This window comes from Gracilibacillus suaedae, assembly GCF_017599345.1.
GTDB lineage: Bacteria > Bacillota > Bacilli > Bacillales > Amphibacillaceae > Gracilibacillus > Gracilibacillus suaedae.
Map to the genome: position 1 here is coordinate 1 of NZ_JAGFVL010000019.1, position 15,050 is coordinate 15,050.

The window sequence follows — 15,050 nt, forward strand, 5'->3', positions numbered from 1 at the left end:
GAGAACATCGGCAAAGATACAGTGAAGAGTTTAAAAGAGAAACGGTAAAGTTTGCGCAAGAGCAAAAGCAAAAGAAAACCATGACAGAGATTGCGGAAGATATCAAGGTTCCACTAAGTTGTCTGCATGAATGGATGAGTAAATATCGCGAATTTGAAAACGAACCGGTGGTGGTGGAAGAACGTTTAAAGAAACTGGAGCGAGAACTAAAGGAAAAAGAACGGGAACTAAAGGCAAAAGACAAGAAAATAGCGGAGACCGAGGAAGAATTGGCTATCGTAAAAAAGGCGGTGCACATCTTCAGCAGACCAAAAAAATGAAGTTTCTATTCATTGAAGACAATCGCTCGGTGTTTTCAGTGGAGAAGATGTGTAAAGTATTAGAGGTGTCTACGAGCGGTTATTTCAAATGGAGAAAGCATAAGCCGAGTCCACAAGAAATACGTAGGGAAGCCATAAAGAAACGAATTAAATACCATTATTACGATGCTGACAGTATATATGGTAGTCCCAAAATCACAAAGCTATTAGTCCAAGAAGGATATCAAGTAACAGAAAGAACCGTTAGTGTGTACATGAAAGAACTAAACTTACGATCTTGTGTATCTAAGCCATATAAAGTATCTACAACGCATTCAAATCATGATGATCCTGTAGCACCTAATAGGTTAAATCAACACTTTACAGCACCAGAACCAAACAAGATATGGGTAGCTGATATCACCTATATCCCTTGTCGACAAGGGCGCTTATATTTAGCTGCGATTCTGGACTTATATACTCGTGAAATAGTTGGTTGGCGCTTAGATGGACATATGGAAACGTCATTAGTTCTTCAAGCACTAGAAGATGCTTATACGTTAAGAAACCCAGAAAAAGGCTTGCTTCACCACTCCGACCGTGGTACACAATACGCTTCTACGGAGTACCGGGACAAACTGAAAGAATTTGGTATGGAGGCAAGCATGAGTCGTACAGGAAATTGTTATGATAATGCTTGTGCAGAATCGTTCTTCAGCCTAATCAAAAAAGAATTAATGAGAGGTCAACGATTTCAAACGAAGGAGCAAGCTTACGCGGAGATTTATCGTTATATAGAGCTTTTCTATAATCGAAAAAGAATACATGGATCCATTGGTTTTATATCTCCGGTAGCGTTCAAGCAAAAATACGATAGGCAGCATGCGGCATAAAAGAAAGAGCACTTATCGAAGCAGTAAGTTGCCTTTTCATCACTTAGCGACTAGCCAGATGATTCCGTGGAGGGGTCAAGTGGTTTGGGCTTGATGCCTCCGCGGTATCATCTATCATTTGAAAAGTGAAGAAAAGGCTACGGTAATCTGACATGTATTCGTTATTTAGGTGTCCACTTTCTTGACAGAAGTCCAAGATGTCCGCAACCACACTAAAAACGGCATTTTTGTCACAATTAGCGGAACAAATGTCCGCGTTCAATCCAGATGTACTTGGGAGTCCACGTTACTTTGCAGTTTATGAAAAAAGCGTTGTCAAAGTATGTGAATAGGGCCTAAATTTAGCAAATTATAGATTACATTTACAAGGAGTTATACGATGACTACACGTAAACATGACTATGCTGGACAGAAACAAATGCTAATAATCTCGACACTTGGTTTTTTTATAAGTGTAATGGTTTGGTTCAATATGGCACCTTTTCAATCAACGATTCAGGAACAATTGGCACTGTCTAGTGATGAAATCGGTGCATTAATGATTGTAAACCTTGCTTTAAGTATTCCCGGACGTATTGTAATCGGTCGATTAGTTGACCGTTATGGTCCACGATATGTATTTTCCATTTTACTTATTACGATGAGTATCCCTTGTTTTGTTTTTGCTTTTGGCACCACGTATATGCAACTACTCATCTCGAGACTAATATTAGGAACAATTGGTGCCAGCTTTGTAATTGGAATTAGAATGGTAACAGAATGGTTCCCAACAAAACAAGCAGGTTTTGCACAAGGAATCTATGCTGGCTGGGGTAATTTCGGATCTGCTTTTGCTGCCTTGACTCTGCCAACACTGGCAGTCCTATTCGGAGGGGAAAACGGCTGGCGTTACGCTATGTGTTTAACAGGTGTTTTAGTATTATTGTATGGTGTTATATTCTTTTTCAAAGCAAAAAATACACCTGCTTGGAAAACCTTTCAGTATACTAAAACTGCCAACCCTATGAAAGCATCCAGCCATAGCGATTTTATTATACTACTTGTGCTTACAATTCCTATTTATGGTGGAATGGCGATATTAGTATGGACATTACAAGAAACTGGTATATTATCTAATTTAACAGCTACACTTCTCTATAGTACTATTGTTTTGTTCTATGCATTCAATATGGTAAAAAGATGGAAGGCAAATCGAAGCTATTTACAGAATCAAATACCAGATAAAGAAAGATTTTCGATGAAAAATGTAGCCATTTTAAGCTTTGGATATTTTGCAACTTTTGGATCCGAACTTGCGATTATTTCGATGCTGCCAATGTTCTTCCAAAACACATTTACTATTCATGCAGTTTTTGCAGCCGCTATTGCCAGCAGCTTTGCATTTACAAACTTGATTGCGCGTCCGGCTGGTGGTTGGCTTAGTGACCGTTTTGGGCGAAAAAAAATAACGTTGCTGCTTTTGGCTAGCCTGTCTCTTTTATATATGATGATGGCTTTTGTTAATAGTAGCTGGCCAATTTATCTGGCTCTATTACTGACTATATGCTGTTCGTTAATAAGTCAAGCAGCTTCAGGAGCAATTTTCTCAATGGTATCGCTCGTGAAAAAAAATCGAACGGGACAAATAGCTGGAATGGTCGGCGCTTACGGCAATATTGGCTCCCTCTGTTTTCTAGCAGTGTTAAACTTATTTTTTCCTGTTACCTTTTTTATAGCTATATCTATTATGTTATTATTATGTTTCTTGGCAACAACTCAACTGAATGTTAACCAGTCGAAGCAAGCGTTGCAAAGAACTAAATTAAAAGAGAAAGCAATCTAAAAGAACCACCATTTGACAACAAATGGTGGTGTATTTTTTTTCCTTGTTAGAGAATTTTACCACTTAATTGTTTATTATCGCTAACCTCCTATAATGAATACATAACATCACTACAGGAGGTTTATGGAATGAATTCAGGTTATCAAGGAAATATTAGAACACTAGGATTTACTACCTTAGCTTTTTTTATTACGTTTGTTGTATGGTTTAACATGGCTCCATTTATGACAACGTTAAAAAGTCAATTTGGATTATCAAATGACGAGGTTGCTTTACTTGCAGTTGCAAACGTGACATTGACCATTCCTGCCCGGGTATTAATCGGAATGCTAGTAGATAGATTTGGACCAAGAAGAGTATATTCCGGCTTGTTAATTATATTAAGTATTCCTTGTTTCACTTTTGCTTTATCCAACTCGTTTACACAATTGATGATTTCCCGTATCTTCCTAGCACTTATAGGTGCTGGATTTGTAATAGGAATTCGATTAGTATCGGAATGGTTCACCGAAAAAAATGTCGGCTTTGCTGAAGGCGTTTATGGTGGCTGGGGGAATTTTGGTTCTGCTGCAGCTGCCATGACACTTCCAACACTAGCAATCCTTTTTGGAGGAGAAGATGGATGGCGTTATGCAGTTGGTTTAACCGGAATTATCAGTTTGATTTATGGAATTATTTTCTTGCGATTAGTTAAGGATACACCGGAAGGAGTTACTTATAAAAAACCTAAGAAAAGTGGGGCACTGGAAGTTACCAGTTATCGTGATTTAATAGGATTAATGCTGATGAGTATCCCCGTCTTTGGAATCCTTATCTTTCAGAGCTTCCGGTTATGGAATTTAAATTTTATCAGTTTTTATGTTTTCGTTATCATATTGGTTATGTTAATCGCCTTATTTTTATATAATTTACAAAAGATTTGGAATGTAAATAAAGACCACCTTCGAAAAGGTGTACCTGAAAAGGAAAAGTATTCTTTCAAACAAGTTGCTATTTTAAATTTTGCTTACTTTTGTACTTTCGGATCCGAGTTGGCTGTTGTATCGATGCTGCCCCAGTTTTTTGAAGAAACTTTCTCACTCGGAGTAGCTCAAGCTGGACTAATTGCCAGCAGTTTTGCTTTTATGAATTTGATGTCTAGACCTAGTGGAGGGTTGCTTAGCGATAAATTTGGCCGTAAAAAAACTCTCATGATTTTTACGGCTGGATTAGCTTTTGGTTACATCGGTATGGCACTAATCGGGTCTAGCTGGCCAATCTGGTTAGCTGTTATCATTACCATGTGCTGTTCTTTCTTTGTGCAAGCTGGTGAAGGTGCAGTATATGCTATGGTTCCGATGATAAAAAAACCGGTTACTGGTCAAATTTCTGGGATGGTCGGTGCATACGGTAATATCGGATCTGTTATTTTTCTTACAATCTTTACAATGGTCAGTCCTTCCGTATTCTTTATCTTGATTGGTCTATCAGCTGTTGTTTGTTTCCTATGCATGTTCTTCCTTGAGGAACCAGACACGGAAGAGGTAACTGAAAAGGCAAAGAAACCAAAAACAGAAAATGTTGTATCTTTTTAAACGTCATTAAGTGCAAAACTAGTAATAGCCAGCTATAGTAGCTGGCTATTTATCATAGGTTCAACCCTGGTTCCACAATCATTTGCCACCAAATAATTAAACTAATAATAATAGCGATAAAAATGATTAAACTTTTCACGGCATATGGTAAACGATTGGGAATAAATTTTAACGCTAAACTAAACACAAGCCCTGCCACAAACATAAAAATCACAGCATATATCAGCATTCCTAAAAAATTATCTACAGGCAAAGCCATTACTTCTCTTATAATGTCCACATTTACACCTCATTACAACAATAAACATATTTCATCTATAATTTTCTTCACCAATACTATCATACAATATTCTGTCTATTATGGAAGTATTTTTCCTCGATTCTTATTAATTAATGATGAAATTTGTTAATTTTTGTATATATATTTTTACACTATATTAATACCCCGTTCATAAAACTTCTCTATAATCGGTAATGACATACAAGCTAATCTATTAAAGGAGAATCTATTATGTATTCTGTCGAACTAAAACAAGTCGATAAAAGCTACGACAAGGAACAACTTGTTGTCAAAAATGTCAGCGTAATCATTGAACCTGGAGAGTTCTTTGTACTTGTTGGACCTTCAGGATGCGGAAAAAGTACACTGTTACGAATGATAGCGGGATTAGAAGACATTACTTCGGGTTCGTTATTAATTGATGGCAAAACAGCTGATCATCTCCCACCCAGTAAACGTGAACTATCCATGGTTTTTCAAAATTATGCGCTATATCCTCATATGACTGTTGAAGATAACATTACTTTTGGTCTTGATGTAAAAAAAATGCGCAAAAAAGAAAAGAAAGAAAAGTGTTATGAAATTGCGACAATGCTAGGTTTAACAGATTATTTAAAAAGAAAGCCCCGTCATTTATCAGGTGGTCAAAGACAACGCGTTGCTTTAGCGAGAGCTATTATTACTAACTCCCCTATTTGTTTGATGGATGAACCTTTATCTAATTTAGATGCCAAATTAAGAGCACATATGCGTTCAGAAATTCGTGAATTGCAGAGAAAACTAGGTATTACCTTAATTTATGTTACACATGATCAGGTGGAAGCAATGACAATGGGCGATCGCATTATGGTATTAAATGAAGGCGTGATTCAACAAGTAGGAAAACCTATCGACGTTTATAACACACCAGCGAATCCATTTGTGGCAAAATTTATTGGTTCACCGCCGATGAATTTGACAACTGGATTGGTAGATAAGAGTTCTTCTAAAATAACAATTAGGGACGGAATCTCGATACCTGTTGATCGCTTAATTGTGAACGATGGAAACAGTGACCAAGTCCTTGTTGGTATTCGTCCTGAGAACATAAAGTTTCAAGAAGAATCATCTAACCTGGATCTGACTTTTGAAGTAACCATCGATCATGTAGAAATATTAGGGACGGAAACCTTGCTGAAATTCAAATGGAACGATAAGTCGGTTTGGTATGCCAAGTGGTATGGACAATGGGATATTCGAGTTGGTCAGACAATGAGATTGACACTTGATCCTGATTCACTTTGTATCTATGATGGGAAAACAGAAAAATTACTTCAAGGTCCCCAAAATATTCAACATCAGAACGTGCGTGAGGGAATTATATGAAAAGCACAGCAGAATTACAAGAGAAATCCGTCACTAAAATAGATACAAAGTGGAGATTTATATATTGGAGGTCAGCCATCTTATATTTATTACCATCTATTATTCTTTTTAGTGTCTTTTTATTTTATCCACTCGGCAAAACATTATACTTAAGTTTCTTTTTAACTGATCAGCAAGGAAATGCAAATGTTTTTGTTGGCTTAGAGAATTATCAATATATTCTTCAAGCGGAGAGTTTCCATAAAAGTATTAAAGCAACTATTTTGTTTGTTCTTTACACCGTACCGACTGGTGTTATTATTTCGTTATTCTTGGCTTTACTTGCAAATGAAAAAATTAAAGGTGTCGGCATTTTTCGAACCATTTATTCCTCGACAATGGGTATATCTGTCGCAGCTTCTGCTGTAGTGTGGCTATTTATATTCCACCCAAGTATGGGGATTTTAAACCAGCTCATTACTTCCATAGGTGGAACTTCAATCGATTGGTTGCTACATCCAAACTGGGCTTTAGTATCTGTTTCTGTCACAACAATTTGGATGAATATTGGTTTTTCTTTTCTCATTATATTAGGAGGTTTACAAAATATCGATGATCATCTTTATGAAAGCGCCAGAATTTCAGGTGCAAGTTATTTTTACCAACTGAGGAGAATTACGATTCCTATGTTATCACCTACTTTATTTTTTGTTATTACAGTTTCATTGATTAATGCGTTCCAAACGTTTGGTCAAGTTGACATTCTAACACAAGGTGGTCCATCTGAATCTACTAATTTGATCGTTTATTCTATCTATCGTGAAGCCTTTGTTAATTACCAGTTTGGAACAGCAAGTGCACAATCAATCTTTCTTTTTATATGTATTTTAATTGTAACTATTTTACAATTCAAATTTGGAGAAAGGAAGGTGCACTATCAATGAAAATACTTCGCCCTACCATTACATATCTGCTGTTAATTATGACAGCTGTAATCGTCTTTTTTCCGGTAGTATATGCGTTCTTGATCAGCTTTATGAGTGGTGCGGAACTATTACAAGGAAAGTTCATACCGGAAAGCTTTCATCTAGAAAATTATCAGAAGGCTTTCGAACGATTACCCCTAGCCCACTATTTATGGAATAGCTTTTTTGTTTCAACTGTCGTGATGCTAGGACAATTAATAGTAAGTGCGTTAGCTGCTTATGCCTTTGTTTTCATTCCTTTTAAAGGTAGAAACATTGTCTTTTTTATCTTTATCTCTACGATGATGATTCCATGGGAAGCTACCATGATTCCCAACTTCCTCACGATTCAGCAACTAGACTGGATTAATAATTACCAAAGTTTAACGATACCTTTCTTTGCTATTGCGTTCGGAACGTTCCTTTTAAGACAACACTTCCTTACGATACCTAAAGAACTAAAAGAAGCAAGCGATATCGCTGGATTACGCTCTTTTAAATTTTTCTGGAAAGTTGTCATTCCATACTGCCGTACATCTTTTGTAACATTGGGAGCTTATGGATTCTTGACAACTTGGAATATGTATTTATGGCCACTACTTGTGACGAACAATGATCAAGTAAGAACCGTTCAAATTGGTTTAAAGCAATTACAAACACAGGAAATGGCATCAGAATGGGGGGTGGTTATGGCAGGAGTAATTATCGTCATTATTCCAACTTTAATCTTGTTATTTTTAGGACAAAAGCAATTGCAAAAAGGGCTTGCCCAAGGTGCACTTAAATAATAAGGGGGAATTATTCAAATGAAAAAGTTATTACTATTGTTTTTTTTAACGTTAAGTTTACTAATATTTATCACTGCATGCTCTAATGATGCAGAAGGAGAAGAACCTGAGGAAGATACTGCCGATGAAGAGCAACAAGCTGACGAAAGCACCGAAAATGAAGAGACAAATGAAGAAGAAGCAATGGACGAAAAAGTAGAAGCTGTTTTTTGGCATGCGATGTCTGGTAGCGGACAAGAGTCAATTGAAGCAATTGTCGATAATTTCAATCAATCTCAAGACCAATATACGATTATCCCAGAATTTCAAGGCTCTTATGAAGAAGCATTGACCAAATTCCGCAGTGTTGGTGGAACAGAAGATGCCCCGGCAATAATCCAGACCTTTGAAGTCGGTACTAAATATATGATTGATAGTGGTTTTATTGAACCAGTGCAATCTTTTATTGATGAAGAAGGTTATGATATTAATCAGCTAGAAGAAAACATTTTGAATTACTACACCGTCGATGATCAACTATATTCGATGCCTTTTAACTCTTCTACTCCAGTCATGTTATATAATAAAGATGCATTTGAAGAAGCTGGTTTAGATCCTGAAGATCCACCGCAAACCTTTGAAGAAATCAAAGAAGCAGCTGAGCAACTGACAGTTAAAGACGGTGATAACACCGAAAGATATGGTTTCTCCATTTTAAACTATGGCTGGTTTATTGAGGAATTAATCGCTACTCAAGGCGGATTATTTGTAAACAATGATAATGGTCGTAGTGACGAAGCAACGGAAGCAGTATTCAATGGCGAAGAAGGATTACGTGTATTCCAATTAATCGATGAAATGAATCAAGCTGGTACATACGGTAACTTTGGATCTAATTGGGATGATATCCGTGCAGCTTTCCAAACTGAAAATACTGCTATGTACTTAGACTCTTCAGCAGGTGTTGCTGGCACAGTGGAAAATGCACCGTTTGAAGTAGGTGTTGCCTATATTCCATATTCTGAAGAAGCTGAACGTAATGGTGTTATTATCGGTGGCGCCTCTTTGTGGATGTCAAATGGAATTGATGAAGCAAAACAACAAGCAGCATGGGAGTTTATGAAATACTTACAGTCACCAGAAAGCCAAGCAAAATGGCACATTGATACAGGCTACTTTTCTATTAACCCTGCTGCATATGATGAAGAAATGGTACAAGAAAGATGGGAAGAAGTTCCGCAACTGAAAGTTACAGTTGAGCAATTACAAGAAACAAAACCTTCGTATGCAACACAAGGTGCTTTAATTTCCGTTTTCCCTGAAGCTAGACAACAAGTCGTAACTGCCATGGAAAATGTATTACAAGGCACTGATCCACAAGAAGCTTTAGATCAGGCTGTAGAAGAAACGAATCGTGTAATGGAACAAGCGAACCGTGCAAATGAATAAGCTAAAAACAAAATACCTCTTAAATAGTTTAAAACCCGTTTCACTATAGTGAAACGGGTTTTATTACTTCAATTTCATTTATTTTTCATGCAGCTTAACGATAAATTTGATCTATTTTATTATATTCCTCGTCTGTTAACTGAACATCTAGTGTTTTCAAATTATCGGAAACTTGACTTGGTCGTTTAGCACCTGGAATGATCGCATCAATGACTGGATTTTTTAAATACCAAGCTAGCACCACATGAGCAGTATCTTCCCCTTTGGCAGCTGCGATTTGTTTTACTTCTTCCAAACGATCTAGCTCTCGTTCAAACCGCTCACCTTTAAAATGCTCCATATTTTGACGTAAATCTTGGAACTGATCACCTTTTTTATATTTACCTGCTAATAAACCGGCAGCGAGCGGAAAATAAGGGACAAATGAAATTCCATGTTCCTTCAAATAAGGGAAAAGTTCTTCTTCTGCCTGACGGTTAATTAGGTTATATTCCCCTTGGAAGACATCAACATATCCATCTTTATTAGCTTCTTTTAGCTGTTCTAGTGAAAAATTCGATACACCGATTGATCTTATTTTACCTTGCTCTTTTAAATCAAATAACGCGCCAATCGATTCATCTTTAGGTGTTTCCTCATCAGGAAAATGAATATAAAACAAATCAATATAATCTGTCTGTAACCGGTTCAGACTCTCTTCTACCGTCTGCTTTAGAAAAGCTGGTGAATTGTCTATAATCATATCATTATCTTTTGGGCGATGAGCACCTTTTGTCGCAATGATCATTTCCTTTCTTTTCCCGGTTTCAGTTAACACTTCACCTATCAACTCTTCAGATCTTCCTGGTCCATATATATAGGCAGTATCTAAAAAATTGATCCCTTCATTCATTGCCGTACGTATTAAGTCTTTTCCCGTCTCTTCATTTAAATTAGGATACAAATTATGTCCACCAACTGCATTTGTTCCTAAACCGATTGGATTAATAGTTAAATCTGTTTTACCCAACTGCACATTCGCCATTGTAAACCCTCCATGATTATTGTAATTCTTTAATTACAGCTTCAGGTTGTTCACCATTTAGTCCTTGCAGCATATTTTTGGCTGCGAAAAATTTCATTTCTTCCCGTGTTTCTGTAGTAGCTGAGCCTATATGTGGCAATGTAACGACATTGTCCATTTTAAGCAATGGATTATTCGGATCTACAGGTTCTTGTTCAAACACATCCAGCCCTGCTCCAGCAATTTTCTTTTCTTCTAAAGCTTTAATTAGCGCTGTTTCATCGACTACTTTACCTCTTGATGCATTAATAAAGAAGCTAGAGTCTTTCATTTTTTCAAATGCATCTGCATTAATTAAATGCAATGTTTCTTTTGTTAATGGAGTCATCAGTAATATAAAATCAGACTCTCGCAACAAAAGATCCAGATCTTGATATATTACCTCTAACTCTTTTTCCACTTTATCTTTACGAGATCGGTTATAGTATGTAACCTCCATTTCAAAGCCTAGTTTTGCTCTTCTAGCTACTTTCTCTCCAATTCTGCCCATTCCTATAATACCTAGTTTCTTATGATGGACATTGTGACCAAATAATGGGTCATCGACTGCTTTGTCCCATTTACCTTGCTTGACATATTGATCTAATTCGGTAATTCTTCTTGCACTGCTAAGAATTAAACCAAAAATAAGGTCTGCCACTGTTTCATCTAATACATATGGTGTGTGTGTCGCTATGATTTCTGAACGCTTTAACGCATCCACATCAAAATTGTCATAACCAACAGAAATATTACTCACAACTTCCAGTTGACCTGCTTGTACTAGTAACTCATCATCAATGCGGTCTTTCGCTGTGATCAATCCATGAAAACTGCCAATCGTATTTAATAGTTCTTCTCTGGGCATTTGTTCTATACTATCCCATGTTGTTAATTCTACATGTTCTTGTAGATAATTCTTTACTGTATTGGGAATTGGTTCGGTAACTAATACTCTTTTTCGCATATGTACCTCCTTAATTTACCAGGTTAATCTTATAATATCACGAACTGTTTGAATAATCGAAAAATGCGCATATAAACAAAACCAGGCAAACTTCTCGCCCGGTCCTACCTGTCGCATATTCAAAATAGATATATACTACTACGAACTCGTGAAAATTTGTTTTGGTGCAAACATTTATTGAGCGGACATTGTGTACGTTATTTGACTAAAAATCACCCGTTTTTCGATGTTAGCGGACATTGAATCCCTTATTTGGTTTATTTTGGCTTAAATGAGCTCTATTTTCGATGAATAGCGGAATAGATGTCCGCGACCACTCTAAAAACAGCACTTTTGTTACATATAACGGAACAAATGTCCGCATCTCATATTCACCCGGGGATCACTTTACTTAACAGGTGATGTATTTTGCATAAACTATTCTTCCAAGTATGCATGGTGCTTATCTATATATACCTCTTTAGCCTTCCGCACGCATTTTCATGATGACACCTGCTGTTTCTTCAATTGATTTATCAGAAACGTTAATGACAGGACAATCTAGTTTTTTCATCAACTCATTAGCAGTTTTTAATTCTCGCTTAATTTGATCCATGGAAGCATACTTGGACTGTGCAGGTAATCCTAACGTTTTTAGTCTTTCAGATCTGATTTTTAATAAGTGATCTGGATCAATGGTCAACCCGACAATCATGCGATCTGCTGGTTGAAATAACTCTTCTGGTGCTTCCATATCTGGTAAAATAGGAAGGTTGGCTGTTTTAATTCCTTTATGTGCTAGAAATATGCTTAATGGTGTTTTAGAAGTTCTTGAAACTCCAATTAATACTACATCAGCTAGTAATAAACCCTTTACATCTTTTCCATCATCATATTTGACCGCGAATTCTACTGCTTCTATTCTTTTAAAATACTCTTCATCTAACACTTGACGCTGGCCGGGTTCTGGTTTCGGATTACCATTGAAGGTGTCAATGTACGCTTGCATCATGGGACCCATTACATCAACTGCTCGTATATCATAACGAATGGCATCTTGTTGCATTTTAGCTCTCAACTCAGGTTGAACGAGTGTATATGCAATAAAACTATCGTTTGACCTTACTTCTTGAACAATTGCTTCAATTTCTTCTTCTGTTTGGATATGACTGTATCTTTTTAATTGCACATCTCTACTAGTAAATTGTCTAACTGTTGCTCTTACCACCGCTTCTGCAGTTTCCCCAACTGCATCAGAACACACAAAAATAAACGACTGATTATCTCGCATTTTAAGACTCCCCTTTATGCTGTGCTTCAGATCCCATATCAGTTAATGCTTTTACAATATTCGTTTTAGTAATCCTACCAATTACCTTTCTAACTTGGCTATTATCTGTTATTTTCACCACTGGTAAACTATCTACTTCATAATACACCATCATTTTTGCTGCATCATAAACACTTTCATCTGGTTCAATCGAATAGACTTTCGGCTGCCTAGTCATTACAAGTTGTACAGGCATCGATGCAGCTTGAGGGTTACCTAAGGTTACTTTTAATAGGTCCTTCCGAGATACGATTCCTTCCAAGTTGTTATTTTCATCGACAACAATTAATGAACCAACATCCTCTAAAAACAGGGATATCACTGCATCATTTACCGTGGTAGTCCCTTGTACTGTAACGGCAACACCTTGAATATCTTTTACAAGCGTCTGTTTCCAAACATCTTGCTGATTCGACTGATTGAAATTATTGGATAGAAAATAGCCTACTTTCGGTTTTGCTTCAATATGACCTGTCATCACTAGCACAGCTAAATCAGAACGAAGTGTGCCTTTACTTACACCAAGCATTTCAGCAATTTGTTCTGCAGTTATAGGCTCATGTTTTGCAAGAATATTCATTATTTCTTTTTGTCTCATAGTAAAGTCGATCATAATCTTCCTCCTGATTCTTAAAACCATAACTAACGCAATGATTATATGGTCATCATAACATATTTTCACTTGATAGATGGAAAATGTTATATTAATAAATCATTAATTATCTGTAAACCTATTCTATCAGGAAACCAATCACACAATTCATAATAGATTACAAATCACATTTTTTATTGTAAGATTTATTTTAACGCTTACATAAGGGGATATATCTAAATGCAGTTAAATAAAAAAACTAATTTTCACCTATTACTTTTTGTTATTTTCGGAGGTTTTTTAATTTTTGGTGTGTCGGAAAACATAAAAGGACCGGCAATTCCTGAAATGCAACAGGAATTATCATTATCTGATGGAACATTGGGTGCTTTATTAGCAATCAACGCTTTTGGTTTTTTACTTGCCTGTACATATACTTCTTGGCTGATTTCAAAAATCGGAGCGAAAACTACAAGTATATTAACCTTTGCATTAATGGCGATTTCTGGACTGTTTATCTATTTTTCTACTAATTTCGCTTCTTTAGTAGGTGCTTATTTCTTACTATATATCGGAAATGGTATGCTTGAAATTAGTCTTGCGATCATTGCTGCTCGATTATTTACCAAACATACTGGAACAATGCTGAATTTATCGCATTTCTTTTACGGACTTGGATCAACAGTTGCACCAATTGTTGCTGCACAAATGATGGGGTGGGAAATCAATGCCACTGTTATCGGATGGCGAGGTATGTATTTAATCATGCTTTCCTTATCAGTTTTACCCATTATTCCAGTTGTGTTAAGTCGTTTTCCCAAAGAGGAAGGTGATGATGAAGAAGACCGAACATCTATCAAAAAATTAACGAAAGATCCTATCGCTTGGTTGATTGTATTTGCATTAACAATGGGAGTTACAGCTGAATTAGGGATCGCAGCATGGCTTGTCAACTATTTAGTCAAAGTTAGTGAATGGACAATTGCAGATGCTTCAGGCATGTTATCCGTTTTCTTCTTTTCCTTTATGTTAGCAAGACTTTTACTCGGCCCTGTAACCGATAAATTTGGTTATGCGATATCGATTATTGTTTTTTCATTTTTGGCAGGTGTGCTAAGTTTAATCCCTATTTTTACTGGAGATAGTCTTGCTATTCTCTTTGCAATTGCTGGCTTTGGAATTGGTCCTATTTATCCAACAATGATGGCACTCTTAGCAAGAAAATATACAAAAGGAACTGATACAGCTATTACGTTTACAGTTGTTCTTATTGGAATCGGTGGTGTTATAACCAATTTAATCATTGGATATATTATCGAATGGGTAACAATTCTCTCTTTCGGTACTACATTTGCAGAGAGTAACAAAATTGGAATGCAAGCAGGCTATATCTTTATCGCTATGACTGCGATACTATGTGGACTTGCAACGATAGAGATATATAGAAGATTGAAAAAAGAAGGAAATGTCTTATAAAGTGGTTTTTTCATGAGATCTGTTTCTTTAAGGATTCAGACTACTTGTTGAGAGCTTGTTTACTGCAGGTGAGATAGACGGTGTTGTTTCCCGGAATATCTTCTAATCTTACCAACAGTATTAGCTCATAAAGGTAGAAAAAGTACTGTTGCGCCCATATAAATATTGCAAAATAGCACTCCTTTGCAACCAGTTGAATTCAAAGGTAAAGAGTTTTGATGACATAAAAAAGGTGACCCCTGTATAGCACAGGAGTCACCTTTCTTGCATA

General features: G+C 36.5%; 14 protein-coding genes. 9 read left to right on the forward strand and 5 right to left on the reverse strand.

From position 1 onward, the window contains the following. The 4 genes from J5J03_RS04050 to J5J03_RS04065 form a co-directional block, all read left to right on the forward strand. The coding region (locus J5J03_RS04050) for a transposase (RefSeq protein WP_208586293.1) at positions 1 to 320 on the forward strand (320 nt) is incomplete at its 5' end. Next, entirely contained in the window at positions 317 to 1,192 is an 876-nt protein-coding gene (locus tag J5J03_RS04055; protein WP_208585884.1) for an IS3 family transposase, read from the forward strand. The genes J5J03_RS04050 and J5J03_RS04055, both read left to right, overlap by 4 nt. 379 nt (positions 1,193 to 1,571) lie before the next feature. Further along, positions 1,572 to 3,014 carry an MFS transporter gene (locus J5J03_RS04060; protein WP_208586295.1) on the forward strand — a complete coding sequence of 481 codons (1,443 nt, stop codon included), beginning with the start codon at positions 1,572 to 1,574 and terminating at the stop codon, positions 3,012 to 3,014. Between the two features lie 128 nt (positions 3,015 to 3,142). Then, positions 3,143 to 4,588, forward strand: coding sequence for a NarK family nitrate/nitrite MFS transporter (locus tag J5J03_RS04065; RefSeq protein WP_208586297.1), 1,446 nt, complete (start codon positions 3,143 to 3,145; stop codon positions 4,586 to 4,588). A gap of 52 nt (positions 4,589 to 4,640) precedes the next feature. Here the strand turns inward: J5J03_RS04065 and J5J03_RS04070 are convergent, their stop codons facing one another. After that, positions 4,641 to 4,868: a hypothetical protein gene (locus tag J5J03_RS04070; RefSeq protein WP_208586300.1), complete on the reverse strand. Its 228-nt coding sequence runs from the start codon at positions 4,866 to 4,868 to the stop codon at positions 4,641 to 4,643. A gap of 231 nt (positions 4,869 to 5,099) precedes the next feature. On the opposite strand from J5J03_RS04070, the gene J5J03_RS04075 reads away from it, so the two are divergent. Genes J5J03_RS04075 through J5J03_RS04090 form a run of 4 tightly spaced genes read left to right on the forward strand, consistent with a single transcriptional unit; the run spans position 5,100 to position 9,393 of the window. Then, entirely contained in the window at positions 5,100 to 6,233 is a 1,134-nt protein-coding gene (locus tag J5J03_RS04075) for an ABC transporter ATP-binding protein (RefSeq protein WP_208586302.1), read from the forward strand. Beyond that, entirely contained in the window at positions 6,230 to 7,156 is a 927-nt protein-coding gene (locus tag J5J03_RS04080) for a carbohydrate ABC transporter permease (RefSeq protein WP_208586304.1), read from the forward strand. Before J5J03_RS04075 ends, J5J03_RS04080 begins: the two co-directional genes overlap by 4 nt. Then, a complete protein-coding gene (locus J5J03_RS04085; RefSeq protein ID WP_208586306.1) occupies positions 7,153 to 7,965 on the forward strand; it encodes a carbohydrate ABC transporter permease in 813 nt (270 codons plus the stop codon). The genes J5J03_RS04080 and J5J03_RS04085 overlap by 4 nt, the downstream gene beginning before the upstream one ends. Before the next feature lie 18 nt (positions 7,966 to 7,983). Then, complete coding sequence (locus tag J5J03_RS04090; protein WP_208586308.1) at positions 7,984 to 9,393, forward strand: ABC transporter substrate-binding protein; 1,410 nt, start codon at positions 7,984 to 7,986, stop codon at positions 9,391 to 9,393. Positions 9,394 to 9,487: 94 nt separating this feature from the next. Here J5J03_RS04090 and J5J03_RS04095 read toward each other — a convergent pair whose 3' ends face one another. The 4 genes from J5J03_RS04095 to J5J03_RS04110 all read right to left on the reverse strand — a co-directional run bounded on the left by J5J03_RS04095 (position 9,488) and on the right by J5J03_RS04110 (position 13,324). Continuing rightward, complete coding sequence (locus tag J5J03_RS04095) at positions 9,488 to 10,417, reverse strand: aldo/keto reductase (RefSeq protein WP_208586310.1); 930 nt, start codon at positions 10,415 to 10,417, stop codon at positions 9,488 to 9,490. Between the two features lie 16 nt (positions 10,418 to 10,433). After that, on the reverse strand, positions 10,434 to 11,402 hold the full coding sequence (locus J5J03_RS04100) for a 2-hydroxyacid dehydrogenase (RefSeq protein ID WP_208586312.1): 969 nt from the start codon (positions 11,400 to 11,402) through the stop codon (positions 10,434 to 10,436). Positions 11,403 to 11,862: 460 nt separating this feature from the next. Beyond that, positions 11,863 to 12,672, reverse strand: coding sequence for a pyruvate, water dikinase regulatory protein (locus J5J03_RS04105; protein ID WP_208586314.1), 810 nt, complete (start codon positions 12,670 to 12,672; stop codon positions 11,863 to 11,865). A 1-nt stretch (position 12,673) separates the two neighbouring features. After that, positions 12,674 to 13,324 carry a helix-turn-helix transcriptional regulator gene (locus tag J5J03_RS04110; RefSeq protein WP_208586316.1) on the reverse strand — a complete coding sequence of 217 codons (651 nt, stop codon included), beginning with the start codon at positions 13,322 to 13,324 and terminating at the stop codon, positions 12,674 to 12,676. A 219-nt stretch (positions 13,325 to 13,543) separates the two neighbouring features. On the opposite strand from J5J03_RS04110, the gene J5J03_RS04115 reads away from it, so the two are divergent. Then, positions 13,544 to 14,779, forward strand: a complete 1,236-nt coding sequence (locus J5J03_RS04115; protein WP_208586318.1) for an MFS transporter — start codon at positions 13,544 to 13,546, stop codon at positions 14,777 to 14,779. The last annotated feature ends 271 nt before the right edge of the window (positions 14,780 to 15,050 follow it).

Excerpts from the sequence above, each read along its gene's own strand:
- J5J03_RS04055 (WP_208585884.1), top strand. The coding sequence starts at position 317 with ATGAAGTTTCTATTCATTGAAGACAATCGCTCGGTGTTTTCAGTGGAG.
- J5J03_RS04060 (WP_208586295.1), top strand. The coding sequence starts at position 1,572 with ATGACTACACGTAAACATGACTATGCTGGACAGAAACAAATGCTAATA.
- J5J03_RS04065 (WP_208586297.1), top strand. The coding sequence starts at position 3,143 with ATGAATTCAGGTTATCAAGGAAATATTAGAACACTAGGATTTACTACC.
- J5J03_RS04075 (WP_208586302.1), top strand. The coding sequence starts at position 5,100 with ATGTATTCTGTCGAACTAAAACAAGTCGATAAAAGCTACGACAAGGAA.
- J5J03_RS04080 (WP_208586304.1), top strand. The coding sequence starts at position 6,230 with ATGAAAAGCACAGCAGAATTACAAGAGAAATCCGTCACTAAAATAGAT.
- J5J03_RS04085 (WP_208586306.1), top strand. The coding sequence starts at position 7,153 with ATGAAAATACTTCGCCCTACCATTACATATCTGCTGTTAATTATGACA.
- J5J03_RS04090 (WP_208586308.1), top strand. The coding sequence starts at position 7,984 with ATGAAAAAGTTATTACTATTGTTTTTTTTAACGTTAAGTTTACTAATA.
- J5J03_RS04095 (WP_208586310.1), bottom strand. The coding sequence starts at position 10,417 with ATGGCGAATGTGCAGTTGGGTAAAACAGATTTAACTATTAATCCAATC.
- J5J03_RS04100 (WP_208586312.1), bottom strand. The coding sequence starts at position 11,402 with ATGCGAAAAAGAGTATTAGTTACCGAACCAATTCCCAATACAGTAAAG.
- J5J03_RS04105 (WP_208586314.1), bottom strand. The coding sequence starts at position 12,672 with ATGCGAGATAATCAGTCGTTTATTTTTGTGTGTTCTGATGCAGTTGGG.
- J5J03_RS04110 (WP_208586316.1), bottom strand. The coding sequence starts at position 13,324 with ATGATCGACTTTACTATGAGACAAAAAGAAATAATGAATATTCTTGCA.
- J5J03_RS04115 (WP_208586318.1), top strand. The coding sequence starts at position 13,544 with ATGCAGTTAAATAAAAAAACTAATTTTCACCTATTACTTTTTGTTATT.